Genomic DNA, 24,681 nt, shown 5'->3' with positions numbered 1-24,681 from the left:
CGCTTCGCCTAATGTGGGGCAGAGGTGAATCTTAAGGCCAAAGGCTGTTACCCTGCACGGGTTTAGGGGGACCAATCGCAGGGAAAGTCAGGTGCCCAATCGATGACAAGCATGTCGACTATTAATGCCCACTGATGGTCTAACGGGCAAAGCCCGGATAGAGTCAGTGGTAATTAGAGGTTCACAAAGGCGAGGTATGCGATGTCCCGCATGATCCGTTTCCACAAGTTCGGCGCTGCCGACGTGCTTCGTTGCGAAGAGCAGGCCGAACCGTCACCCGCTGCCGACGAGGTGCAGATCCGCGTCGAAGCGGTTGGCGTCAGCTGGTATGACGTGCTTTGGCGCCAGAATCTGGCACCGTCCCAGGCACGTCTGCCAGCAGGGATCGGTCACGAAATGGCCGGGGTGGTGACGGCGGTCGGTGAAGGGGTCGATGACATTGCCGTCGGTGACCGGGTTGCCAGTTTCCCGGCCACCAGCGCCAACGACCACCCGGTATATGGCGATGTCATCGTACTGCCGCGTACAGCCATTACTCGCTATCCGAATGTGCTCACCCCGATTGAGGCCAGCGTGCACTACACCCCGCTGCTGATTGCCTATTTCGCCTACGTCGACCTGGCACGGGCCAAGGCCGGGCAGACAGCACTGGTCACCGATGCCAGCCATTGCGCCGGGCCTGCCTTCGTGCAGCTGGGCAGGGCCCTGGGGCTGAAGGTGTTCGCCGCCACCAAGGATGCGGCGCAGCGAGAGTACCTGCTGGGTCTGGGCGCAGACAAAGTGATTGTCACTGAAGAGCAGGACCTGCTGCTGCAGATTGGCAAGTACACCGATGGCCGCGGCGTGGACATGGTGCTCGATGGCATGGGTGGCCCGCAGATGTCGCTGTTGGGCGATGTGTTGGCGCCGCGTGGCAGCCTGGTGCTGTACGGCCTGCAAGGTGGCAACCAGACACCGTTCCCGGCCTGCGCGGCATTCCAGAAAAACATTCAGTTCTATGTGCACTGCATCGGTAATTTCACCGGCAAGCCAGAGCTTGGCATCAGCCAGGATCAGGTGGCGCTGCAGCGTGCGTTGCGCGATATCAACCAGTTCACGGCCGACCAACTGCTGACGCCGCAGATCATCAAGGTGTACCCGTTCGAGCAGGTGGTCGAGGCGCATCGTTACATGGACAAATGCCCGTGCGGCGGGCGCGTGGTGCTGGACATGGCGCAACACTGACGGTGACTGAAATGACCAGCAAACCCGGGCAGCCCCCGGGTTTTTTTGTGCTCGGGGTAAAGTGATTCAACTTTAAAGTAGGACTGTTCCTACAATAAGTTGCGACGCGGACTACATGTAAGTCAGCGGTCTTTGGGGTTTCAGAAATATCCCGCCAAATATTCAGCCTTGAACGCTTTTCCCTTGCCAGCCACTGTGAACTGACACGGCCGCTGAATGGTTTTTTTACCGTGAACTGTGTCTTCAATTCGCGCTGCCTCCCTCTCGATAATGGCCCAATGATAGTTTGTGCAAGGAACGTGGGATGAGCATGGCTATGCCTGGTATAGAGCAGCATGTGGAAGCGACAGGCCATCGCAGTGGTGGTTTTTTCTCGATGGCCTGGCGACAGTGAAGGGTTACGTCATTACTTTCATTTAAGTTGTAGGAATTTTCTTCTGGGTAAGTTTGGCGCATGTTCAAGTTGAAATGGTTGGTACGGCATGCGCTGGCTGCATGAAGTTGATGAGGTGATTGCGTGACTGCTATTCACGACCAGGCGATGCATTATATCTACCAGCAAGTACTTGAGCGCTTGTTGAACCACATGTCCCAGGCGCAGCGCGCTTCCTTGCAGTTGTTGATACAACGCCTGTTGGTTGCTGCAGGCGGGCCCGAGTACATCGGTACTTTCAGCTTGCAGCTATTGCAAGGTAGCGACCGCCATAGCAGCCGGCTGCTGGCCATGTTGCGTGCCGCGCAACTGAGCATTGCCCTGCGTTCGCCGGTAACCTTTCAGCTGCGGGTATTGGTGGTCAGCCTGCCGGTTGCCGACAGCGCCACGCTGGAAGCTCATGAGCGCAGTTTTAGCGCCCTGTTCATGCAGGATGATCCGAGGGTGCAATTGCAGATGATCGAGGGGCGCGCAGTGGTGCCGTTCAGTCGTCGGCTATCGGTAATGCCTGAGCGCTGGCTGCTCGCCAGGGATGCGTTGTTGATGTTCGGCCACATGATCGATGCCAGGCCTGAAGCCCTGCTGGGTTGCCGCTTGCACCTGGAGCTGGCAGGGGCCGTGGATCATGCGCTGCAGTCAGCGGTGCCTCCCGATGCATTGGTCACTGCCGTGCCCGGGTTCCAGCGGCGCCGATACCTGGCTTGGGCCCGGCGTAGCCTGCGCCTGGCCAGCGAGTGTGGCCCGCATGCAGTGCACCAGTGCCTGGCGGCACTGGCCCAAGGTCTGAGCCGATTGCATGGCGCTGTTGGGGGCGCACCGGTTGGCCAGCACGGGCCGGTACCGGGCGCCGTACCGGGGCGTGCGCCAGTGCGGCTGATTGCTATTGATGACCTGTTGCCGCAGTTGCTTGAAGACCAGCAGATTGACGCGATGCTGGGTTGTCACTTCGAGGCAGCTGCGGATGCTTTGCCGCTGTCTGAATTCGTCGACTCGCTAGCCACGGCACAGTTGCACGAACTGCGTGCCCGCAGCCTGGAGCCGCAGGCCGGGCGCCCAGCGCTGAGGCTGGCAGGGCAGGGGGGTTGCAGCAAGCAGCGTGACGCCACCCCGTTGTTATTTGGCAAAGCCTACGGCATCAATCAGGCCCAACTGGTTTGCCTGCTGTTCAGCCCGTTTGCCAGGCAGGGGAAAAACCTCGAGCGGTTCTTGCAGTGCCGGCATGCCGACATGGTAGTGGCGTTGCCGTACCTGCACAGGGCCTTGCAAGGCAAACCCTGCCCTGACGCAGTCAAAGCCTGGCTGGTGAACACCAGTGGCCTGCCGTTGGGGCAACTGCGGCAGATTTATGATGGGCAGTTACCGCTGACGGGATGGCGCCTGCTTAACCACCTGGCCCGTCGGGATGTACACCTGAGGTTGCTACCGCAGCAGGCGGTGGGACGGCGGCGTGGTGCTGCGGGGCTGCCTTGATGGGGCGAGCGGCCCCAGGCGAGTTCGCGTATCGCAAGGTGTATCGCTACCTGGAAGCGTTGATCGACCAGGCTGCAGGCGTTGGCACATGCCGTTTGCCGTCATTGCGTGAGCTGTCCCGGCGGTTACGGGTGTCGTTGGCCACGGTACAGAGTGCCTACAGCCTGCTGGAGGAGGAGGGCCGTGTACATTGTCTGCCGAGGTCGGGTTATTACGTACAAAACGTTGGCAAAGATCAGACTGTGGCCGTGGCCCGGCAGCCTCCCTTGCCGACACAGCCACTGTTGGAGCGCATTCTGCTTGGTCATGAACGGCGTTTGGCCCGTCAGCGTGATCGCAGGGTTGCGTCCTGGGAAGCGCTTGGTAGCGCCCGTTTGCGCAATGCTGTGGCTGAGCGATACACCCGCTGCTCCAACCAGTACTGGCATGCCGATGATGTCCAGTTGGCCCCCGATGTGCTGGCGTTGCTGGAGACGCTGCTGACCGCACTGGCCATGCAAGGTGGTACCGCGTTGGTGCATTCGCCCTGTTGCTGGCAAGTGTTGCGCGCCTTGGGGCGTGTCGGCATGCGCGTGCTGGAGGTACCACGGGATGCCCGTGGCAACCCCGAGCTGCACGCTTTGGCCAAGCTGCTTGCTAGCGAGCCGGTAAACCTGTTGGTCATGCCGTCTTGCCTGGGCATGCCGCAAGGGCGGCTGGTTTCACCGTATTTTCAGCAGCAGCTTGGGCAGTTGCTTGACCAACACCCGGTATGGTTGCTGGAAAACGACCTGGACAGCGAGCTTTGTTACGACGGGCCGCCGAGCACACGCCTGCGTGACTGGATCGACCCGCGCTGGCTGTTGGTGATGGGCACGTTCGAGGCCGCGGTGGGGGCAGAGGCGCCGTATGCCTATTTACTGAGTCGTGACACCGTGTTGGCCAAGGCATTCGCCGAGCGAGCGTTTCGGCTTGCGCCGCTACGCTTGCAGGCGCTTGCTCACATGCTCGGCAAGGGGGAAATCGAAACGCAACTGGTTCAACAGCGCACAGACCTGCAAAGGCGCACGCAATACCTGGCGCATGTGCTGCAGTCGCAATTCGGCCAGCGGGTGGTCTTCGAGCTGCCGCAAGGAGGGCAAATGCTGTGGGTGAGTTTCCGCCAGCCGCTGGCGTGGGACGGTATTGCCTTGGCGTTGGCCGGCTCTGCATTGCATGCGCTACCGGGCGAGCAGTTCGGCCTGCGGGGGCATTACCCCCAACACCTCGCGCTGATTTGGCTGGGCGGGCACCCGGATGAATTGCAGCGGGCGGTAAGGCGACTGGCGCAGGCGCTTGAGGTGCACTGCGGGCGAAATATCCGCTTCTCGAGTTGAAACCAAGACGCTTGCAGGCGCTGACAGTTGCTGCGAAGGGGACGACAAGTCAAATGAACGAGTCAACGGGCTGACCCGCGGCTCTTGTCAGGTACGCTTTTCTGTATGTATAACCAGTGTCTGTTTTTGCTACCTGATGCCATCCCGTGATTGCCCATTCCGTCGACGACCCGTTCTACTACCTGCATAACTTCCGCCAGGTAGTGTCGTGGGTCGAACAGCGCTACCAGGACCTGCTCGATGACCAGGAACTGGCCTTCATCCGTGCCTTCAGTCAGTTGCAAGCGCCAGCCCAGGCCTTGATGGTGCGTATGGTCATGCGCAAAGGCGAGTTGTTTCGCAGCGATCGGCTCGACTACGCCGAAATCGGCGATACCGCGCTGGCGCTGCAGCCGTTGCTGGTCCTTGGCTGGGTAAGGGAGCCCGAGCAACTGGAGCTTGAACAGCTGTTCGCGTTGCTGCGCAAAGAAGAGCTGGCCCGCTGCTTCGCCCGGCAACTGAGCCGCCCGCGCGCAGCCAAGCATGAGCTGTTGGCACAGTTGCAACCCCTGGCCCTGGCGGCGCGGTCATTGGCCGAATGGTTTCCCGACAGCGAGGTGCGCATTCTGCAGTGGTGCCTGCAACCTCTGTGCGACCGCATGCGCCTGCTGTTCTTCGGCAACCTGTACCAGGACTGGTCAGACTTTGTCCTCGCCGACCTGGGCTTGCTGCGTTACGAGCAGGTACCATTCAGCTCCGATTCTCGCGCCCTGCAGCAACGTGACGATGTCGACCTGGCCATGGCCCTGCACCAGTGCGCCGAGCGCCTGGAGCAGGGCGGCGACCCGCAGCCGATCCTTGCCACCCTGCAGGGCCTGCACAGCGACAACCCCTGGCTGGCCCGGCGCCATGCACGGCTGCAATTCGCCGTGGGCCAACAATGCGAGCGCCTGGGTGAATGGGACCTGGCCACGGCCGTGTATGCGCAGTGCGACCATCCTCAGGCGCGCATTCGCCAGGTGAGGGTGCTGGAGCGCAGCGAACAGTGGCACCAGGCCCATGCACTGGCATTGCAACTGGCTGCGGCACCCGCCAACGCGCTGGAGGAGCAGGCGCTGCAGCGCATGCTGCCACGCCTGGCGCGAAAACTCGGCGGGCCGCCCCAGCGGCGCAAGCGCACCACGCCGCTGGAACTGATCGAGCTCGAACTGCCCCGCGGGAATGCTGCGCTGGGCGTTGAAGAAGCCGTGCGTCAGCACCTGATGCAAGAGGGGGGGCAGGTGCATTACGTGGAAAACACGCTGTTCAACAGCCTGTTTGGCCTGTTGTGCTGGGAGGCCATCTTCGCCCCGGTGCCCGGCGCATTCTTCAACCCGTTCCAGGCCGCGCCACAGGACCTGCACGACAGCGACTTCCAGCAACGGCGCAGTGCACTGTTCGAACGCTGCCTCGGGAGGCTCGACGATGGCAGCCATCGCCGGGCGATTCTCGACTGCTACGTGGCCAAACAGGGGCTGCAGTCGCCGTTCGTGTTCTGGTCCATGCTCAGCGAGGCACTGCTGGAGCAGGCCTTGGCTTGCTTGCCGGCCGCTGCGCTCAAGCAATGTTTTCTGCGCCTGTTGCAGGACATTCGCAGCAACCGTGCCGGCATGCCCGACCTTATCCAGTTCTGGCCCGAGCAGGGCCGTTATCGCATGGTCGAGGTCAAGGGGCCCGGTGATCGCCTGCAGGACAATCAGCTGCGCTGGCTGGAGTTCTGCCGGCAACACGGCCTGCCGGTCGCGGTGTGCCACGTGCGCTGGAGCGAATCGCCTTGAGTTACAGCGTAGCGGTGCGCGCCTTGTGTGAGTTCAGCGCCAAGGTTGGCGACCTGGACCTGCGTTTCACGCCGTCGCCCTCCGCTCAGGAGGGTATCGAGGGACATCAGCGAGTAGTGGCAAGGCGGGCTGCTGGCTACGAGTCGGAAATCACCCTTGAAGGCCAGTTCGAAACCCTGACGGTGCGGGGCCGTGCCGATGGCTATGACCCTGGCAGCAATCGCCTGGAGGAAATCAAGACGCACCGTGGCGATCTGGCGCGTCAACCGGCCAATCACCGTCAGTTGCACTGGGCGCAGGCCAAGGTCTATGGCTGGTTGATGTGCCAGGCACGACAACTGCCCGCCATCGAGGTGGCGCTGGTGTACCTCGACGTGGACAGCGACAGCCAGACGCTGTTCACTGAGCACTGTTCGGCTGCCGAGTTGCAGGCCTTCTTCGAAACCCAGTGCCAGCGCTTTCTGGGCTGGGCCCGATTGCAGCAACAACGCTTGGCCGAACGTGACCAAGGCCTGCTGGCGCTGAGTTTCCCTTACCCACAGTTCCGAAAGGGCCAGCGGCAGTTGGCTGAAACCTTGTACAAGGCGGTTAGCACCGGCCGTTGCCTGATGGCCCAGGCCAGCACCGGCATTGGCAAGACCCTCGGTACCTTGTTCCCGTTGCTGAAGGCCATGGTGCCGCAGCAACTGGACAAGCTGTTCTTTCTTACCGCCAAGACACCGGGCCGGGCGCTTGCGCTGGACGCCGTGCGCCAGATCACCGATGCCACGCCGCAACCTGCCTTGCGCACACTGGAGCTGATCGCTCGCGACAAAGCCTGTGAATACCCGGACAAGGCCTGTCATGGTGAGTCCTGCCCATTGGCCGCAGGCTTCTATGACCGTTTGCCGGCTGCGCGCGAGGCTGCTGCAGCAGTGCCGTTGCTCGACCGCGCCAACCTGCGTGAAGTGGCCTTGGCGCACCAGGTGTGCCCGTACTACCTGGGCCAGGAGATGGCGCGCTGGGCCGACGTGCTGGTCGCCGACTACAACTACTACTTCGATGCGCATGCTTTGCTGTTCGGCCTGACCCAGCTCAACCAGTGGCGAGTGGCAGTGCTGGTGGACGAAGCGCACAACCTGGTCGAGCGTGGGCGCGGCATGTACAGCGCAAGCCTTGACCAGGGCCAGTTGCTGGCGTTGCGCCAGAGCAAACCGCCTGGGCTGGTCAGTGCGCTGGACCGCCTCAACAGGCAATGGAACGCGCTGTATAAAGAGCAGCGTGCGCCGTACCAGGCCAGCGAGTCGCTGCCTGAAGGGCTGCTGCGTGCCCTGCAGCAGTGCGTCGGGCTGATTCAGGAGCAGATGAACCAGGCGCCCACGCACATGGACCCTCAGGTGTTGCAGTTCTTCTATCAGGCCTTGCAGTTCTGTCGGGTTGCCGAGCTGTTCGACGAGCACTTTCTGTTCGACATCAGCCAGCGCCAGGGCCCGCGCAAACGGCGCTTGGCCACCCTGTGCCTGCGCAATGTCATCCCGGCGCGGCTGCTGGCACCACGCATGCAGGCGGCGCGCAGTGTGACGCTGTTTTCCGCCACGTTGAGCCCACGGCACTTCTACAGCGACCTGTTGGGCATGCCAGCCGATACCGCCTGGCTGGAAGTGGCCGCGCCGTTCTGTGCCGAACAGCTGGAGGTGCGTATTGCCAGCCAGGTGTCCACCCGTTTCCAGCAGCGCCAAGCTTCCTTGGCACCGATCGTTGACCTGATTGCCCGGCAGTATGAGCGCATGCCGGGTAACTATCTGGCGTTCTTCAGCAGCTTCGAATACCTGCAACAGGTGGCAGGGCTGTTGGCCGAGCAGCATGGCCAGATTCCGCTGTGGTCACAGGCGCCGGGCATGGACGAGGCGGCCCGCCAGGCATTTCTCGATCGTTTTGTCGCCGATGGCCGAGGTGTGGGCTTTGCCGTATTGGGCGGTGCTTTCGGCGAAGGGGTGGATTTACCCGGCACGCGGCTGATTGGCGCGTTTGTCGCCACCTTGGGGCTGCCTCAGGTCAACCCGGTCAACGAGCAGTTCAAACAGCGCCTGGGGCGGCAATTTGGTGCGGGTTTCGATTACGCGTATCTCTACCCGGGCGTGCGCAAGGTTATCCAGGCGGCGGGCCGGGTTATTCGGGGTGAACAGGACCGGGGCGTACTGGTGCTGATTGACGAACGCTTCGCCGAGCCGCGGGTGCAGCAGATGTTTCCAGGGTGGTGGGCGGCGGCTACTGTCTAGCGGTCTTTCGCCTTTGGCGATCAGTCGCAATCGGGAGGGTGAGCAAACCACCCACCAAGCTCCCCTCATGGCACATCGCTGCAATGCGGCCCAAGCGCGTCAACCGGGCATTCCGTCTGCCCGGGGCCGCAGCAGGATCGGCAGGTAATGGCGCAGAAACAGCAGCAACGCAAGGCTCCAGCACAGTGCCGAAACACTTACCCCCAGCGATGTGAACAGCGGCAGAATCACCCGGGCCAGGGTCGCCAGTTGCATCAGGGCAAAGGCCCAGGCAATGCTGGTCGGTACCTGCAATGGCCTGCCGGTGTGGCCCAGGCTGACCCGCGCCATCATGGCCAGGATCAGCCCGGTCATGGCGCCAACGGTCAGCGCGTGGGTCACCAGGCTTGGGCTCAGGGCCACCCCACTGTGCCACAGCGCCATGCCCAGGCAGGCCAGGGCGATCCAGGCGTAGGCCAGGTGCAGCGACCACAGCAACGGTACGCGCCACAGGCCACGGTCGTGCCACAGCAGCAGTCGGGCCGCGTGCAGCGCGAACAAGGCAAAAAACAGCACCGCCAGGCTGGCACGGGGCTTATCGGCCAGGCCGGTGGCAAACGCCAGCGGTACTGCCACGCTGAGCAACAGGCACGCACGGTCCAGCCATGGACGGGCAGGGGCCGCGCCAAGGTGACCCAGGCCACGCCGGGTAAAAAATGGTATGACCCGGCCGCCGAGCACGGTCATCATCGCCGTCACCAGCCACAGCCCGGCAAATATTCCACGACGCTGCCACAGTTCGTCCTGCTGCAACCAGCCTGCCAAGGTCAACCACTGGCAGGCGGCAATCAACAGCACCAGTACCACGATAGGGTAGTTGTTGCGCAGGCGCCGTTGCACGATCGGTCGTGCCAGGCTCAGTGCCACCAATGGCAGGAAGCTGCCCTCGACCAGTATCAACACGCTACCCGGTAGTGGCAGAAACCAGCTCAGCCGGCCCAGCAGCCAAAGCAGGAACAAACCCTGCAGCGCCCGCCCGCTCAAGCCTGGGATGCCGCTCCAGTTCTGCACGGCGGTCAGCAGAAAACCCGCGATAATGGCGGCGGCGAAGCCGTAAAGCATCTCGTGGCGGTGCCAGGCGAGCATGCCGCCGGGCGGTGCAGGGGCCAGTGCCCCGGCCAGTACGCCGGCCCACAACAGCAGGGCGATCAGCGCAAACAAACTGCCACCCAGGAAGAACGGGCGAAAACCCAAACCCCAGACGGCTTGGCGCGGGCGTGAAGCAGTGGGTTGCAAGAGCATGGGCGATCCTTGGTTCGTTCAGTAGGCGTCAATTGGGGTAAGATCACGATCCGTGCCAGTTGCAAAGCCCTTGAATATCAAGGTGATGGCACTTCTCAGGGTCCGAATGACACGCGCGTTTTGCAGTCATTCGGACTGGCTTGTATGTCGTTTTGACTTGCTTCAGGGTTCGCCTGGTTCAGTGCCGGCTGACGCTTCGCTACAGGATTCACGTTTTGTCCGACCTCTCGAAAAACCCGCTGCTGCAGTACATGGCCCGTCTGGCCCCATCCAGTCAGCAAACCATGCGCTACATTCTTCAGGACGCCGCCGACCGGCTAGGTTTCGTCGACTGCAACATCGTCGATGTGCCTTGGCATCGGCTTGAGCCGGGCCATGTGATTGCACTGGTGGCAGCCCTGCGTGCTGATGGTTACGCGCCCAACAGCTCGTCGCTGTACGTCAACGCGATTCGCGGGGTGATGAACGAGGCCTGGCGTCAGGGCCTGATCGACCACGAGCAGTTGTTGCGCATTCGCGAGGTCAAGCCGGCCACAGGCTCCCGTCTGCCGCCAGGGCGCAACCTGCGCCGCAGCCTGATCCGCGAGCTGATGGATGTGTGCGCAGCCGACCCGCGGCCACAGGGGGTACGTGATGCGGCGATCATTGCCTTGCTGTACGGCACCGGCATGCGCAAGTCGGAGTCGGTCGACATCGACCTCGACCAGGTCGACTTCGAGGCGCGCAGCCTGCAAGTGGTGGGCAAGGGCAACCACCAGCTGGTCAAGTATGCACCGCCGTGGGCATTCGAGAAGCTGCAGGCGTGGCTTGAACTGCGCCGCCAGGACCTGCCTGCCGGGGCGGAGGACGACCCGTTTTTGTTCAACCGCATCCGTCGCGGCAGCCACATTACCCGTGCGCGCATTACCAAGCATGCGATCTACTACATTGCCCGCCAGCGCGGCGCGCAGGTGGGGGTGAAGATCATGCCACACGATTTTCGCCGGGCATTTATCACCCGGGTGATCGAAGAGCACGACCTGTCGATTGCGCAGAAGCTGGCGCACCATGCCAATATCCAGACCACGGCCATCTATGACCGGCGTGATGACAACGAGCGTCGGCGTGCCGTTGACCGCTTCGATTACTGAGGTTTGATTTTCAGGGGCTGCAAAGCTGCCCCATTCTCACGGGCGCCGGCACCGAAACAGGGCCGGCGCACGCCCCTGCTTTGTGCGCCATCCCCCCGTATGCCCGATGCCAGAGCGGCCGCAGCATAAGTTTCATCATCCTTCACCTGCGGAGTTGGCCCGCAACCTGCTATATCCAGCCTGCGAATTTGATCGAGTGGTCAGGCCGTGCGCGCTAGCAGCCGCCCGCGCCAAACCCTCTAAACGGCCAGCAGGCCACGGATTTCAGGGGCCGCAGGATGTCGCTCGCGGAGCAGATCGAACAACAACAAGACGATGCAGGCTGGAGTGCTCACCTGCAGTTGCGCTTTGTCCAGCGTGATAGCGTGACCCGCCTTGGTGCGTGGAGGCATTTTGGACCTCTTTTGGTGCAGCGGCCTTTTTATCCGGAGGGTGCGCCATGCCATGTCTATGTCTTGCACCCGCCGGGCGGCATCGTCGCCGGCGACCGCCTGGAACTGGACATTCACCTGGAGCCGGGTAGCCATGCGCTGCTGACCATGCCCGGCGCTAGCAAGTTCTATCGCAGCATCGGCCCGACCGCGCGGTTGGCCCAGCGCTTTCACCTGGCCGCGGGCAGCACCCTGGAGTGGCTGCCGCAGGACAGCATCTTCTTCTCAGGCGCCCGCGCCAGCCTCGCCAGCCGTTTTACCCTTGAGCCGGGCGCCCGCTTGCTGGCCTGGGAAACCCTGTGCCTGGGCCGCCCGGTCATGCACGAGCGTTTCGACCACGGCGCCCTCGACAGCCTTTTGCACATCGTACTGCCTGACGAGGTTGGCCTGCATGAGCGCCTGCGTCTCGAGGGCGGGCACCTGGACAAGCTGGGTGGGCATCCGCTACTCGCCACTTTCTGTGCCGCACCGGCCGATCAGGCCGTGCTGGAGCAGGTTCGCCCGCTGCTCGATGAACTGGGCAACCCGGCCGGTGCAACCCTGCTCGGGTCGTTGCTGGTGATCCGCCTGCTCGACCATGACAACCAACACCTGCAACGCACCCTGCAACGCCTGTGGCATGTGCTGCGTCCGGCCATCCTCGGCCTGCCAGCCTGCCCGCCGCGTATCTGGGCTACCTGAGAGAGCGCCATGGAGCTTACCCCGAGAGAGAAAGACAAACTGCTGCTGTTCACTGCCGCGCTGCTGGCGGAGCGGCGTCTGGCCCGTGGCCTGAAGCTCAACTACCCGGAGGCCGTGGCGCTGATCAGCGCTGCAGTGCTCGAAGGCGCCCGCGATGGCCGCACAGTCGCCGAACTGATGAGCCTGGGGCGCGAAGTGCTGACCCGTGAGCAGGTGATGCCCGGTATCGCTGAAATGCTTCACGACGTGCAGGTCGAAGCGACCTTCCCGGATGGCACCAAGTTGGTGACCGTGCATGACCCCATCGTCTGAAACCGCCAAGGAGCGTTGCATGATCCCAGGTGAAATCCAGGTCGCCGCGGGCGACATCGAGTTGAACAGTGGCCGAGAAACGGTCAGCGTCAGCGTGGCCAACCATGGCGACCGGCCGGTGCAGGTCGGCTCGCACTACCACTTTTACGAGGTCAACGACGCGCTGGTGTTCGACCGTGCGCCTACCCTGGGCTTTCGCCTGGACATTCCGGCCGGCACTGCCGTGCGCTTCGAACCGGGTCAGGCGCGTACCGTGCAACTGGTGGCTTACGCCGGCAAGCGTGAGGTCTATGGTTTTCAGGGCAAAGTGATGGGCGCGCTGGAGGGCAGGGCATGAGCCGTATTTCCCGTCAGGCCTATGCCGACATGTTCGGGCCCACGGTTGGCGACCGCGTGCGCCTGGCCGACACTGCGTTGTGGGTGGAGGTCGAGAAAGACTTCACCATCTACGGCGAAGAGGTGAAGTTCGGCGGCGGCAAGGTCATTCGCGATGGCATGGGGCAGGGCCAGATGCTGGCGGCCGAGGCCATGGACCTGGTGTTGACCAATGCGCTGATCATCGATCACTGGGGCATCGTCAAAGCCGACATCGGTATCAAGCATGGACGCATCGCGCTGATCGGCAAGGCCGGCAACCCCGATGTGCAGCCAGGCGTGAACGTGCCGGTCGGGCCAGGGACCGAGGTGATCGCGGCCGAGGGCAAGATCGTCACCGCCGGGGGGGTCGATTCGCATATCCACTTCATTTGCCCGCAGCAGGTGGACGAGGCATTGAACAGCGGTGTCACCACGTTCATCGGCGGCGGAACCGGACCAGCCACTGGCACCAATGCCACCACCTGCACGCCCGGCCCCTGGTACCTTGCGCGCATGCTGCAGGCCGCCGACAGCTTGCCGATCAACATCGGGTTGCTCGGCAAGGGCAATGCCTCGCGGCCTGAGGCACTGCGCGAGCAGATTGCCGCAGGTGCTGTCGGACTCAAACTGCATGAAGACTGGGGCTCTACGCCAGCGGCCATCGACTGCTGCCTTGGCGTGGCCGAGGAAATGGATATCCAGGTGGCGATTCACACCGACACCCTCAACGAGTCGGGCTGTATCGAAGACACGTTGGCGGCCATCGGCGACCGCACTATCCACACCTTCCATACTGAAGGTGCCGGAGGCGGCCATGCCCCGGACATCATCCGTGCAGCGGGGCAGGCCAACGTGCTGCCATCCTCGACCAACCCGACCCTGCCTTACACGATCAACACCGTGGACGAGCACCTGGACATGCTCATGGTCTGCCACCACCTGGACCCGAGCATCGCCGAGGACGTGGCCTTTGCCGAGTCGCGCATTCGCCGCGAAACCATCGCTGCCGAGGACATCCTTCACGACATGGGCGCCTTTGCCATGACCTCGTCCGACTCCCAGGCCATGGGCCGGGTTGGCGAGGTGGTGCTGCGCACCTGGCAGGTGGCGCACCAGATGAAGCTGCGTCGCGGGCCGCTGGCACCGGACACCCCGTACAGCGACAACTTCCGGGTCAAGCGCTACATCGCCAAGTACACCATCAACCCGGCACTCACCCATGGCATCGGTCACGAAGTGGGCTCGGTGGAGGTCGGCAAACTGGCCGACCTGGTGCTGTGGTCGCCAGCGTTCTTTGCGGTCAAGCCGGCCCTGGTGCTCAAGGGCGGGATGATCGTTACCGCACCCATGGGCGACATCAACGGCTCCATACCCACCCCCCAGCCGGTGCACTATCGGCCGATGTTCGGCGCGCTGGGTGCGGCGCGGCATGCCACACGCATGACATTCCTGCCGCAGGCGGCAATGGACCGCGGGTTGGCCGAGGAGCTGAACCTGCGCAGCCTGATTGGGGTGGTCAACGGCTGCCGGCGGGTACGCAAGCCGGACATGGTCCACAACACCCTGCAGCCGCTGATCGAAGTCGATGCGCAGACCTATCAGGTGCGTGCCGATGGCGAGCTGCTGGTCTGCGAACCGGCCAGCGAACTGCCGCTGGCCCAGCGCTATTTCCTGTTCTGAGGAGCACCCATGATTGTCTTGAACCGCCGTATCTCCGAACCCGGCACGCGGGTTGTCAGTGGCACTGTGACCCTTGATGTGGACAGCCGTATCAAAAGCCGCCTGCGAGTAACCCTGGACGATGGCCGCGAGGCCGGGCTGATGCTGGAGCGCGGCCACCTGCTGCGCGGAGGTGAATTGCTGGCCGATGCCGAGGGCACCCAGCTGATCCGCGTGCTGGCGGCGCCCGAGGCGGTGTCGACGGTGCGCTGTACCGATCCACACCTGTTGGCCCGCGCCGCCTACCACCTGGGTAACCGCCATGTGCCGCTGCAGATCGAACCTGGGCTGTTGCGCTTCCAGCACGACCATGTGCTGGACGACATGCTGCGGGGGCTGGGCCTGACGGTAGAGGCCGAACAGGCCCCGTTCGAGCCTGAAGCGGGCGCCTACCAAAGTGCACCGCATGGCCACAGCCACAGTCATGCCCATGGCCACGATCACCCGTTCGTTCGCCTGCCTGCCCATTCCTGAACTGCCCTGGAGCAACCGATGAAAAAGACTTTCGCCCTGTTTCTGTTGATGCTGGCACTGCCAGCCTTCGCCCATCCAGGCCATGACAGCAACCCGCTGCAGGACGGCCTGCTGCACCCGCTGACCGGGCTTGATCACCTGCTGATGCTACTGGGCACCGGCGTGCTCGCCGCGTTGACCCGGCGCAACCTGACGTTGCCCCTGGCTACCCTGGCAGCCATGTTCGGTGGTGCCGTGTGCGGTCACCTGTTCGGCGATGTGCTGGGCATGGAGACCCTGATTGCCGTGTCGCTGCTGGTGGCTGCCGGGGCGGTACTGCTGCCGAGCCGCCAGTTGCTGCTGGCCATGGCCATGCCGGTGTTCGCCTTGTTCCATGGCTGGGCCCATGGCGTGGAAGCCACGCCGAGCGCTTTCTGGCAATTTAGCGCGGGGTTTGTCGCGGTCAGCGGCTTGCTGCTGGCGGCAGGCTTTGCAATCGGTTGCCTGCTGCGCCGCCACAGCGGCCTGCAGAAGGCCTTTGGCGGTGGCCTGCTGGCCGGCGCCGCGCTGGTGCTGGCCGGTTGATGAACAGCGACCTGGCGCTGCTGCGCCTGCTGCAGTTGGCCAGCCCCGGCTTGCCAGTGGGTGGTTTTACCTATTCGCAAGGCCTGGAGTGGGCGGTCGAGGCCGGCTGGGTTCGCGGCGTGGACAGCTTTGCCAGCTGGCAGCGTGAGCAGCTTCACGACACCTTGGCTTGTCTTGACTGGCCGGTGTTGGCGCGCCTGTATCACGCCTGCCAGGCCGAGGACGCCGAAGCGTTCGGCCAGTGGAGCCGGTTCTTGCTGGCCAACCGCGAAACCGCCGAGTTGCGCCTGGAAGAACAACAGCGCGGCGCGGCGCTGGCGCGGTTGCTCGACGGTTGGCAACTGGGCCAGGCACCGGCCTGGCGCACCAGCCTTGAGCTGACCCAGTTGGGCGGCATGGCCTGGCTGGCCGCGCACTGGGCCATCCCGTTGCGCCAACTGGCATTGGGCCATGGCTTTGCCTGGCTGGAGGGCGCAGTCATGGCCGGGGTCAAGCTGGTGCCGTTCGGCCAGCAGGCTGCCCAGACCTTGCTGCGCGATCTCGGCGCCGACTTGCCCGCTGCACTGGACCAGGCACTGGCTCTGGGCGATGACCAGCTCGGCGGCGGCCTGCCGCTGCTGGCCATCGCTTCATCGCGTCACGAAACCCAATACACCCGTTTGTTCCGTTCCTGAGGACTGCCTGCATGCAAAGCTATCAACAACCCCTGCGCGTCGGTGTCGGCGGCCCGGTCGGCTCTGGCAAGACCGCACTGCTGGAAGCGCTGTGCAAGGCCATGCGCGATCACTACCAGATTGCCGTGGTTACCAACGATATCTACACCAAGGAAGACCAGCGTATCCTCACCGAGGCCGGCGCCCTTGAACCGGAGCGCATCGTCGGCGTGGAGACCGGCGGCTGCCCGCACACGGCCATTCGTGAAGACGCCTCGATGAACCTGGCGGCGGTCGAAGCGCTGGCGCGCAAGTTCGGTAACCTCGAAGTCATTTTCGTGGAAAGCGGCGGTGACAACCTCAGCGCCACGTTCAGCCCGGAGCTGGCCGACTTGACCATCTACGTGATCGACGTGGCCGAGGGCGAGAAGATCCCGCGCAAGGGCGGCCCTGGCATTACCAAGTCCGACTTCCTGGTGATCAACAAGACCGATCTGGCGCCTTATGTCGGGGCTTCACTGGAAGTGATGGAACGCGACACCCAGCGTATGCGGCCGCAGCGGCCCTGGACCTTTAGCAACCTGAAGAAGGGCGAGGGGTTGCAGGCGGTGATCGACTTTATCGTCGAGCGCGGGATGCTGGGTGCGCGAGCCTGACAGATCGAGGTCCCTGCGGGCTTGTCCCGCGAAGGGGCCGGTCCTGGGTAAATGAATTACGCGTGTTTGTTGAACTGCGCCAACGCTGGCAATAGTTGCTTGTCGATGGCCAAGGGCACGGGCCCCGGTAGCTCACGGCTTTCCGGGGTTTTTTTCGTCTTCGCGTTTGCTATTTCCCAGCCCCAGAACTGATATTTTTGCCAGTAGCAGCCTGTGCTTGCCGAGTGCAATGCTGACATCCCCTATAACGGAAGCAGGTGGATAGTCATGACTGAATTGGCGAGCGACGAATTCGAAGAGATCAGCTATATCAGCCCCTCCGGGGACGTGCTCATCCGTGTCTACACCCCTAAGCAATGTACAGACCCGGTAGACTGGGGCGAATTCGAAGAAATTGAACGTCCGGCCATGCTTGTCAGGCCTGGTATGTTTGACATGGAGGTAGTGACACTTACCAACCCTGATGGCCGTTGGCGGCGAAGGATTGGAACGGTCAGACCCACAATGAACGCAGCACCCTCCGCCGCTAGTGAAAGTGCTCCGTTGAGCGATACCAATTCACCCTTCGTGAAGCACAGTCTGCAGACTGACGGTCAGTCAGAAATACAAAACGTCGATGGTTGGGAGATTTTATATCACGACGGGTCGGGTGTCAGGTTCAGTCTGTACGCTGATGGTTTTACAGGTGATCTTTCGGACTATGAATACGCTCTTCCCATTTGGATTAGGGATGCTGAGGATAGAATTGTCCACGGGGCTTGTAATTTTGAACAGTTGAGTACGCTTGGCGCGACCTGGGCATTTCGTCCTTTGGTACTGCTCGCCGGGAAAAAGGCGCGAGCCGAGGCAGTTCAACCGCAGGCAGACGTGGAGCAGACGTATCACGACAACAAGGTGCATTTTCGGTCTAAATATGGCCAACCCTTTGGAACGGCTAACGAGATTGTTTACGGCTCCTACGAAATTACGTCGGCGAAGGTTTCCAGTGGCCAAGATCCTGATAACTATATGAACCCACCGTTTACGAGAAGTTTCTCCAGCAATGGAACTATGAGCTTCAAGGTGGGGCGGCACGGTACGGATGCTGTCGCGAACTGGTTCAGTAGCTACATCAGTGATTCCGAGAATACGTTCGGGCATGCTCCAGGTAAGCTCAATTTTGGTTTCAAAGGCACGTTGAAACTGACCGTGACGGGCGGTAGTTTCAGTGGCATGGACCAAACGCTGGTATTCAAGGACGTTTTCATCGCTCAAGGTCATACAGGAACATCAAATAACTGGTGGTTCGGCGCCATTGGTGCCCGCAACCCGGACGACGGTAAGCGTTGGGTTCGAGTGGAGGGTAAGGCGCCAACGCCGTACGGGGAGTTTGATGCCTCGATGTATTTTCAGCGCGGCGGAGAGCCGCTCACGGACGACGAGATATTCGTGTACGAGGGATCGCTAAATGCGCTGCCCACCGAGGCGTGGATGACCAGATTGATAGGTACGACTCGCGTGCAAGATATGGTGCTTCCCGGCAGCCATAACGCTGGCATGTATGGCCCACTGCATAATTGCACCGGGGGAGGCTTTGGTGAGGCAGCATCTAGAGCGCAACGCGCCTCCATTGCGGAGCAACTCCGGATGGGTGTTCGTTACCTGGATATCCGGGTCGCTCGCGCTGATGGTCAACTGCTTTGTTACCATCGGACCGGCACCGGCACGGGGCCGGGATGCGACGGCGCGACGCTCGACGAAGTACTCACTTCCGTTGACACATTCTTGACAGAAAATCGCGGAGAGTTCGTGATCTTGAGCTTCACGCATATACCCGACGCTGACGTTTCAGCCATTCAAACGATGATTAATCGCCATGCGAATCGTCTGCACAAAGTCAGTGCCGAACCGGGTGAGCGCAAACCGGTGAACCAATTTATCTTGGAGGATTTGCGCGGGAAAATGCTGGTGGTCAGTGAAGGGTTGATGGATGCGCCTGACTCAGGTTTTTATAGAAAAACAAGGGGTCCAAACTCTTGGGATGCGTATCAAATTGTGGATGACTACGCTAATTCGAAAGACACAGATGCTGTGATTGAAGATCAGTTGGGTAAGTGGGCAAGGCATGTGCCGGGTGAATATGGCGTCGGCTTCATGCTCAACTGGACTCGCACCCCGCAGAGCGGGGCGGATTCGGTCGAAAAAATGGCGAAAGTCATCAATGAAAAACTGGCACACAATCTTAACAGCTACCCGGCTAACTGGAGTGCCCCGCAGGTGGTTTTGCTGGATTTTGTGACGCCGGGGTATGTCAACTCCATTGTCAATCAAAACCTCGCAAATATTTCACGGCGCGACGAAGGCGATGAAGTGGAACCACCCGTTGGGGCGCGAGTCAACGTGAATATGTATCCACTGCCATTATTTGACGGTGACCCGGTCCGCAAAAAACTACCTTTCGGTTCGTTGATTCCACTCTGGAGGGAAACCGCCATCAGCAACGAGGGCGGAAGCGTGCGTTTCGCGGTGCGGCCGTACAATCGTAACAGGTTGATTACCTTTGGCGGGTTGGGGTTGCTGTGCTTCAGGCAATACATCATCTCTAAAGACTTTGAAGGTGATGGCTTTGAGGTGCCGTTGCTGTCGGATGTACCTACTAGTCTACCCAAAGGCGTCCAGGAGATACGATGGATAGGCACCAATGCCAAAATAAGATGGTTACATCTGCTTCAATACGGCAAAGTGGACGCTGAATAATACAACGTCTATTTTATGTATTGTCGCGAAACGCGCAGTGTGTTGACTTTCGGCGAGCAACTGGTGGCTCCGTTGATTGTTCTACCACTCAGGTGGGTAAGGGCAGCCCGATTATCCTGCCGGTAAATTCGGCTGGCGGCGCGTCAATGTGCACCTGCATCAAGGTATCCAGCAGCGTTTGACTGGCGAGGGAGAAGAGCGCCGCTCTTGGCCCTCGCCAGTTCAACGTGAAGCGGCAACTGTTCGCTTACGGCCAGTACGCCCTCGAACCCGTCCCGGTGCAACATGTGGTAAATATGCACGCGTTTTTGCGGGCAACCCAGCCGCTGCCGATCACACCGCTACCTAGGCACGTTGCCGTCGGCTTCGCGGAAAAACGTACTCAAGCCCGGCAGCTCGCTTTCATTGCCCTCATACGGCTCATAGTTGTACTGCCGCTGGCCTTCACGGCCGACACTGACGCCAAAGTCCTCGTTGAAGTCGCTGCCATTCGACGAGTACCACGGGAACTGCCAGCCCATGCGCCGGCGAAATGCCTGGAATTCGGCATACGGGGCCCGTGACACCGCCACCAGCGACACATCGTGGTGCGCCAGGTGCAGGTTGGCGCCGTCAGTCTCCTCGCTGGGGATTCACACCTTGGTCGGGTACGACCAGGTCGAATCGACAGGCGCCGGTGGCCGGGCGATGAGCGGTACCGGCTCAGCCCGAATGGGCGATATGCCCCTCGGCCAGTTCATCGGCACTGTCATCCTGGCCAGGCAGGGCAGTGATCACGCTGAAGTCGCTGACTTCTACCTTGCCGCCGCCATAGCCCAGCAAATGGAAGGAAAACGCCTTGCGCTCGGTCGGGTTGTCGAAGCTGAACTCCATCTCCAGGGGCGCGTCGGCGGTGACCTTCACCTCTTCTGGCAGGCCCAGCGGCACGTCTTGTTCCAACTGCTTGGCCTTGAGCCGGATATAGGCCACACGTTTGGGGTCCAGCGAGCGTACCTTGACCCGCACGCGGGTGTGCGAGCCTTCAGGCATTTCCAGGTACTGGGCGCCAATCAGGTTGTCGGCCCAGTCATCGTGAATGCGCTTGCGCAACTTGATCGGTGAAGGGCCGCCGAACTGGTAACGCAGGTTGAGCGGGGTTTGCAGCAAGGATTGGTCGAGCACCCCGGCCAGGGCGCTGATCTGCTGGCCCAGCAGGCTGTCGGCCGGACCGAGGTAGCGGGCCTGGTCGGCGATGAAGCCTTCACTGGCATAACGCCGGCAGCGCTGCTGGAAGTCACATTCGGTGAACAGGCCCTGGCCGTTGTGGTAGCGCAGCATGCCGTTGGTGTAAGAGATCATCTCGCGGCCGCTGTCGTAGTCGCGGTACAACGAGCGGCCGCCAAGCGCGACAGGAATGGGCAGTGCGAAGTAGTCGAGCAGCGAGGCGGCCAGGTCGATGTGACCGTAAGTACCGCGCTTGATGGTTGGCAGTTGGGCCTGCTCTGGCGCCAGGGTAAGGTTGAAGCCCCAGGACGAGGCCAGGCGCACGCCATCGATGCCGTGGGACTCGTCGGAAGTCAGCACCACCAGTGTGTCCTTGAGGACGCCCTGGCGCTCGAGATTGTCTAGAAATGCCCCGACCGCGTCATCCAGGTAGGCGACCGCTGCCTGTTTCGGTGTGTCGTAGCGCTTGAGGTACTCGGCCGGCGCCGAATAGGGCTGGTGGGTGCCCACGGTGAGCAGCGTCAGCATCCATGGCTTGTCCTGCTTCTGCAACTGGTCCACATAGCCCAGGGCGCCTTCGAAGAAGGCGCGGTCATCCTTGCCCCATGGGAAGTGCAGGTAGTTCTTGTTGCTGAACCACTCCTGGCCATGCACCGAATCGAAACCGATGTGCGGCATGATGCGGTCTTTGGCCATGAAGCGCAGGCCCGCGCCTTGCAGGTAGTGGGTGGTGAAACCGGCCTGGCGCAATTGTGCCGGCAGACAGGCCTGGTTGCGTTCGTTCTGGGTCAGCAGTTCCACGCCCTTGGGCGTGCCATTGGCCAGCTTGTCGTAATCGCCGCACAGCATCGCATACAGGCCACGGATGGTCTGGTGGGTGTGCAGCACGTAGTCTGGGGTGTTCATGCCGCGCTCGGCCCACTTGCTGAGCCTGGGCATCAAGTCCTCATTGAAACGACTGTTCAGCGCCTGGCGGTTAGGCCGCAAGTAGGCGCCGGGGATGCCTTCCATGGTAATCACCAGCAAGTTGCGGGCGCTTCCCGGGCCGGCAAGCAGCCTTTGCCCATGCAGGTCGGATTGAGTCAGGCCGCTGCTGGCGAGCGGGGTGAAGGTTTGTGTGCGGCCCATCCAGCCTTCGACCTGGCGTTGCAGATTACCGACCCCGGCAGACATCAACTGGTGGGGGAGGTTGTATTGCCGCCACTGGTCGGCATCGGAAGGTAGCAACTGCTGGCTGCCCCAATGCGCGCCAAACAGCAGTACGGGTATGGCCCAGGCCGTGCGCGGCAGTGGCTGGCTGGCCTGTGCACGGCTGCGCCACGCACAGGCCAGCCAAGCCAGCAAGCCGCCACCCAGGGCCCAGGGCAGCCAGGCATGGGCCAGGCCGCCACCGGTTGAATTCTCCATGAATTGCGGGTCGAACAGGTAGTTCAGGTCGGCGCTGGTGGGCAGTCGGCCCACTGCGCTTACCAGTTCGGCCGAGGCCACCCACAGCGCCGCCCAGGCCAGCAGCACGGGCAGCGCAAGCCACCACGGCCTGCGGTGTAGCAGCACGATCAACAGGCTGCCAAGGGCGAGGTCGGACAGGTAACCGAACGGGTTGGACCAACCCAGCATGGCGCGCGTACCCAGTGGGATCACCAACACCAGGGCCGCCAAAGCGGCAAACCGGGTGCGTGGGTGGTCGGACAGGTTCTTCACAAAAACTTCCCTTTTGCCATTAAATCGTCATGTATCTGTGCTTGATGATAACAGGCCAGGGCAGGGAAGGCGGTCGGTTACAAGGTTGGTAACCAAAGCCGGGGTTGTTCGCACAGCCCCGGCCGATGGCAACTATCAGAAGTAATAAGGGAATTTCAGGCTGAAGGAAAAGTCAGGTGCATCATCGGTCAGACCAATGGACAGGTTGGGTACGATGGTCAGGTTGTTGGTGGCGGCGAAGGTCATGCCAATGTTGAAGTTGGCGGCGTTGTAGTCACTGTTGGAAATCGATTGCCAGTCGCCGCCATCAGGTTTGATCTTGCTCTTGCGGGCGAACTGGTCGGACACCGAGAACGACATGCTCATCTTTTCGTTCAGGGCAAAGGCGATGCCGCCGCCGATCTGCCACGAGTCGCCAAGCTTGACGTCACCCGGCACCTTGCTGTTCACCTGCGGACTGATGTCGCTGAACGAGTCTTGCATGTTGTAGGTGTAGGACAGGCTGCCGAACAGCACAGCCGGGTCGAAGGTCTTGACCAGTGAGATGCCCGGTGTGATCGACCATACACCGTTGCCCGTCGGTAGGCTTTCCGGTACCGCGAGGTTGTTGTTGCCGTCCACTTCGCGCAGTTTGATGCCATAGGGGTCCTTGCCGGTCGGTGCCTTTACTCGCAGGGTAGCCACAGCGTCCGGCCAGGTTTCGTCCTCGTCGAGGAATTTATAGGCCACTCCGACGTTGATATCGCCGATTTCCGGGTCGCGGGTCACGGTGGCATCGGAAGTGGTTGCCCCGGCCCCCCCTGCACCGCCAGACGAATAGGTGGACTCGCGGTAGACCACGGGGACGTTGATATCGAACTGCCAGCGCTGCGCCAGGTTATAGCGCGCGGTCATGTCCAGGGTCCAGTTGTCAGCCTTGATCCGGTCGAGGTTGATGCTGCCGAGGAAGATCGAGTCCAGTGCCAGGAAGCCATTGAGGGTCAGCGCACGGGTATCGTAATGGGTATAGGTGAGGCCGGTTTCGAAGCTGAACTTGCCCCCGCCAAAGAATCCGCTGGCTTCGTCATACAGGTTGGTAACGCTTTGCGCCGGCTGGGAGTCGGCCGTCAGCGCCTGGCCGTAGGAGCTACCTGTAGTGCCCGGAGCCCCGGAAGCGACGGTTTGCGCACCTTTTACCCCCTCGGCGGGAGACCTGACCAGGCGTCTGGGCGGCGCTGCAGCAGGGGTCTCCTCGACCTGGCGCACACGTTGCTCCAGCACCATCAGTGCCTGTTGTTGTGCCTCATAGCGGCGTTTGAGTTCAATCAGTTCCTGTTTCAGCGCTTCGACCTGTGGGTCGGCGGCTGCGTAAAGTGCTGTGGCTGGGGCCAAGGCAGTCAAGCACACAAAAGCTCTGAGCGTAAAAGATCGGTACATGGAGTTGCCGTCCCTTCCAACTACTTTCGATGAGACTGAGCGTAGATCAGTATCCGAAGGTGCGAAGACCTTTGAGCTGGTCGAGGCTACCGCTGAGCGAAGCCGCTGTAGGCACGCTCTCACGCATGACAACGTTCAGGCTGGTGACGTTGTTGACCAGGTTACCGTTGCCGAGTAGCGTCGAGTTCTGCAGCAAGCCACCCTGGGCCAGGCGTTGCACGCTGCTGCCCTGGTTGTTGCTGGCATTGATGTTGAGCTGCACGCCCACACCGCTGGAAGACACACTGAGTGCGCCGGCGCCATTCTCCCCGACCAGAGTCTGGCCGGCGGCCAGTACCTGGCCGTGCTGTTGTACGGCGGGGGCGTGGTTGGCTTTGGTCACGTTGATATCGACGTTGTTGTAAGCGGCGTTGTTGTCACCGGCTGCACGCACCACCTGGGTCACACCTTCGGTGGTGGTCAGGCCGTTGCCGCCCGTTACCACGCCAGTCCCGGCAGCAGAAGCGCTGTTCGGTGCCGTACCTGCGCCTTTTTTATCAATCATCGATACATAGAACTGGGGCTTGATGGTCGATTGCTGAACCTGCAGCGTGGACGTTGCCCCGATCACATCCCCTTTGGCATTTTGCCAGGTGCTGGACATGATGATACCGAAGCTCACGATTCGTCCGGGCATCACATAGCGGCCCCGCAGGTTCGCCAGCTCCTGGTCCTTCAGTTCGATGGGTTTGAATGCCTCTGCGTGACTGGGCAGGCTGGCTGCCAGACAGGCCATGGCCAACCACAATGAAGTCTTCATGAAATGCTCCCTGGAGCATCATGCTCCTTGTC

General features: G+C 61.8%; 20 protein-coding genes and 1 pseudogene. 15 read left to right on the top strand and 6 right to left on the bottom strand.

Going from position 1 to position 24,681, the window contains the following annotated elements:
• Positions 1-201 precede the first annotated feature (201 nt).
• The 5 genes from ACF8EA_RS12855 to ACF8EA_RS12835 all read left to right on the top strand — a co-directional run bounded on the left by ACF8EA_RS12855 (position 202) and on the right by ACF8EA_RS12835 (position 8,536).
• Entirely contained in the window at positions 202-1,224 is a 1,023-nt protein-coding gene (locus ACF8EA_RS12855) for a zinc-dependent alcohol dehydrogenase family protein (RefSeq protein ID WP_392522203.1), read from the top strand.
• Positions 1,225-1,741: 517 nt separating this feature from the next.
• Positions 1,742-3,127 (top strand): hypothetical protein, encoded by a 1,386-nt coding sequence (locus ACF8EA_RS12850; protein ID WP_275966649.1) that lies wholly within the window; start codon positions 1,742-1,744, stop codon positions 3,125-3,127.
• Positions 3,127-4,482: a GntR family transcriptional regulator gene (locus tag ACF8EA_RS12845; protein WP_392522201.1), complete on the top strand. Its 1,356-nt coding sequence runs from the start codon at positions 3,127-3,129 to the stop codon at positions 4,480-4,482. Before ACF8EA_RS12850 ends, ACF8EA_RS12845 begins: the two co-directional genes overlap by 1 nt.
• A 146-nt stretch (positions 4,483-4,628) precedes the next feature.
• On the top strand, positions 4,629-6,278 hold the full coding sequence (locus ACF8EA_RS12840) for a VRR-NUC domain-containing protein (protein WP_392522199.1): 1,650 nt from the start codon (positions 4,629-4,631) through the stop codon (positions 6,276-6,278).
• Entirely contained in the window at positions 6,275-8,536 is a 2,262-nt protein-coding gene (locus tag ACF8EA_RS12835) for an ATP-dependent DNA helicase (RefSeq protein ID WP_392522198.1), read from the top strand. Before ACF8EA_RS12840 ends, ACF8EA_RS12835 begins: the two co-directional genes overlap by 4 nt.
• A 99-nt stretch (positions 8,537-8,635) precedes the next feature.
• Here ACF8EA_RS12835 and ACF8EA_RS12830 read toward each other — a convergent pair whose 3' ends face one another.
• Entirely contained in the window at positions 8,636-9,817 is a 1,182-nt protein-coding gene (locus ACF8EA_RS12830; RefSeq protein ID WP_392522196.1) for an NnrS family protein, read from the bottom strand.
• Positions 9,818-10,032: 215 nt separating this feature from the next.
• Here ACF8EA_RS12830 and xerC point away from each other — a divergent pair, with 215 nt between their 5' ends.
• On the top strand, positions 10,033-10,947 hold the full coding sequence (xerC, locus tag ACF8EA_RS12825) for a tyrosine recombinase XerC (protein WP_021782337.1): 915 nt from the start codon (positions 10,033-10,035) through the stop codon (positions 10,945-10,947).
• A 239-nt stretch (positions 10,948-11,186) separates the two neighbouring features.
• On the opposite strand, the gene ACF8EA_RS12820 is transcribed toward xerC, so the two are convergent.
• A complete protein-coding gene (locus ACF8EA_RS12820; protein WP_392522353.1) occupies positions 11,187-11,339 on the bottom strand; it encodes a hypothetical protein in 153 nt (50 codons plus the stop codon).
• Here ACF8EA_RS12820 and ACF8EA_RS12815 point away from each other — a divergent pair.
• The 9 genes from ACF8EA_RS12815 (at position 11,289) to ACF8EA_RS12775 (ending at position 19,530) form a co-directional block, all read left to right on the top strand.
• A complete protein-coding gene (locus ACF8EA_RS12815; RefSeq protein WP_330509450.1) occupies positions 11,289-12,059 on the top strand; it encodes an urease accessory protein UreD in 771 nt (256 codons plus the stop codon). The genes ACF8EA_RS12820 and ACF8EA_RS12815 overlap by 51 nt on opposite strands.
• Before the next feature lie 9 nt (positions 12,060-12,068).
• The gene (locus tag ACF8EA_RS12810; RefSeq protein ID WP_003253929.1) at positions 12,069-12,371 is read left to right on the top strand and encodes an urease subunit gamma; all 303 of its coding nucleotides are present in this window, start codon (positions 12,069-12,071) and stop codon (positions 12,369-12,371) included.
• Positions 12,372-12,390: 19 nt separating this feature from the next.
• On the top strand, positions 12,391-12,708 hold the full coding sequence (locus tag ACF8EA_RS12805; protein WP_010953752.1) for an urease subunit beta: 318 nt from the start codon (positions 12,391-12,393) through the stop codon (positions 12,706-12,708).
• On the top strand, positions 12,705-14,408 hold the full coding sequence (gene ureC / locus ACF8EA_RS12800) for an urease subunit alpha (RefSeq protein ID WP_053870397.1): 1,704 nt from the start codon (positions 12,705-12,707) through the stop codon (positions 14,406-14,408). Before ACF8EA_RS12805 ends, ureC begins: the two co-directional genes overlap by 4 nt.
• A gap of 9 nt (positions 14,409-14,417) precedes the next feature.
• The gene (ureE, locus tag ACF8EA_RS12795) at positions 14,418-14,921 is read left to right on the top strand and encodes an urease accessory protein UreE (RefSeq protein ID WP_021782340.1); all 504 of its coding nucleotides are present in this window, start codon (positions 14,418-14,420) and stop codon (positions 14,919-14,921) included.
• Between the two features lie 18 nt (positions 14,922-14,939).
• On the top strand, positions 14,940-15,485 hold the full coding sequence (locus ACF8EA_RS12790) for a HupE/UreJ family protein (protein WP_021782341.1): 546 nt from the start codon (positions 14,940-14,942) through the stop codon (positions 15,483-15,485).
• Entirely contained in the window at positions 15,485-16,159 is a 675-nt protein-coding gene (locus ACF8EA_RS12785; protein ID WP_392522194.1) for an urease accessory protein UreF, read from the top strand. The genes ACF8EA_RS12790 and ACF8EA_RS12785 overlap by 1 nt, the downstream gene beginning before the upstream one ends.
• 11 nt (positions 16,160-16,170) lie before the next feature.
• Positions 16,171-16,794, top strand: coding sequence for an urease accessory protein UreG (gene ureG / locus ACF8EA_RS12780; protein ID WP_012052571.1), 624 nt, complete (start codon positions 16,171-16,173; stop codon positions 16,792-16,794).
• 267 nt (positions 16,795-17,061) lie between these two features.
• A complete protein-coding gene (locus ACF8EA_RS12775) occupies positions 17,062-19,530 on the top strand; it encodes a phosphatidylinositol-specific phospholipase C domain-containing protein (protein ID WP_392522192.1) in 2,469 nt (822 codons plus the stop codon).
• Between the two features lie 350 nt (positions 19,531-19,880).
• Here ACF8EA_RS12775 and ACF8EA_RS12770 read toward each other — a convergent pair.
• The 4 genes and pseudogenes from ACF8EA_RS12770 to ACF8EA_RS12755 all read right to left on the bottom strand — a co-directional run.
• A pseudogene (locus ACF8EA_RS12770) lies at positions 19,881-20,156 on the bottom strand (DUF899 family protein); the annotation flags it as partial.
• Between the two features lie 76 nt (positions 20,157-20,232).
• A complete protein-coding gene (locus ACF8EA_RS12765; RefSeq protein WP_392522191.1) occupies positions 20,233-22,434 on the bottom strand; it encodes an LTA synthase family protein in 2,202 nt (733 codons plus the stop codon).
• A 135-nt stretch (positions 22,435-22,569) separates the two neighbouring features.
• A complete protein-coding gene (locus tag ACF8EA_RS12760) occupies positions 22,570-23,850 on the bottom strand; it encodes a hypothetical protein (protein WP_028697226.1) in 1,281 nt (426 codons plus the stop codon).
• Between the two features lie 46 nt (positions 23,851-23,896).
• The gene (locus tag ACF8EA_RS12755) at positions 23,897-24,649 is read right to left on the bottom strand and encodes a hypothetical protein (RefSeq protein ID WP_021782346.1); all 753 of its coding nucleotides are present in this window, start codon (positions 24,647-24,649) and stop codon (positions 23,897-23,899) included.
• Between the last annotated feature and the right edge of the window lie 32 nt (positions 24,650-24,681).

Source organism: Pseudomonas sp. YQ_5, from assembly GCF_043103305.1.
Lineage (GTDB): Bacteria > Pseudomonadota > Gammaproteobacteria > Pseudomonadales > Pseudomonadaceae > Aquipseudomonas > Aquipseudomonas putida_Y.
Note: the sequence above shows the minus strand (reverse complement) of the source record. Positions and strands in the feature narration are given on the sequence as shown.

Bases quoted from the DNA above. Each gene is read 5' to 3' on its own strand.
- ACF8EA_RS12855 (WP_392522203.1), top strand. From the start codon at position 202: ATGTCCCGCATGATCCGTTTCCACAAGTTCGGCGCTGCCGACGTGCTT.
- ACF8EA_RS12845 (WP_392522201.1), top strand. From the start codon at position 3,127: ATGGGGCGAGCGGCCCCAGGCGAGTTCGCGTATCGCAAGGTGTATCGC.
- ACF8EA_RS12830 (WP_392522196.1), bottom strand. From the start codon at position 9,817: ATGCTCTTGCAACCCACTGCTTCACGCCCGCGCCAAGCCGTCTGGGGT.
- ACF8EA_RS12820 (WP_392522353.1), bottom strand. From the start codon at position 11,339: ATGCCTCCACGCACCAAGGCGGGTCACGCTATCACGCTGGACAAAGCG.
- ACF8EA_RS12810 (WP_003253929.1), top strand. From the start codon at position 12,069: ATGGAGCTTACCCCGAGAGAGAAAGACAAACTGCTGCTGTTCACTGCC.
- ACF8EA_RS12805 (WP_010953752.1), top strand. From the start codon at position 12,391: ATGATCCCAGGTGAAATCCAGGTCGCCGCGGGCGACATCGAGTTGAAC.
- ureC (WP_053870397.1), top strand. From the start codon at position 12,705: ATGAGCCGTATTTCCCGTCAGGCCTATGCCGACATGTTCGGGCCCACG.
- ureE (WP_021782340.1), top strand. From the start codon at position 14,418: ATGATTGTCTTGAACCGCCGTATCTCCGAACCCGGCACGCGGGTTGTC.
- ACF8EA_RS12790 (WP_021782341.1), top strand. From the start codon at position 14,940: ATGAAAAAGACTTTCGCCCTGTTTCTGTTGATGCTGGCACTGCCAGCC.
- ACF8EA_RS12785 (WP_392522194.1), top strand. From the start codon at position 15,485: ATGAACAGCGACCTGGCGCTGCTGCGCCTGCTGCAGTTGGCCAGCCCC.
- ureG (WP_012052571.1), top strand. From the start codon at position 16,171: ATGCAAAGCTATCAACAACCCCTGCGCGTCGGTGTCGGCGGCCCGGTC.
- ACF8EA_RS12775 (WP_392522192.1), top strand. From the start codon at position 17,062: ATGACTGAATTGGCGAGCGACGAATTCGAAGAGATCAGCTATATCAGC.
- ACF8EA_RS12760 (WP_028697226.1), bottom strand. From the start codon at position 23,850: ATGTACCGATCTTTTACGCTCAGAGCTTTTGTGTGCTTGACTGCCTTG.
- ACF8EA_RS12755 (WP_021782346.1), bottom strand. From the start codon at position 24,649: ATGAAGACTTCATTGTGGTTGGCCATGGCCTGTCTGGCAGCCAGCCTG.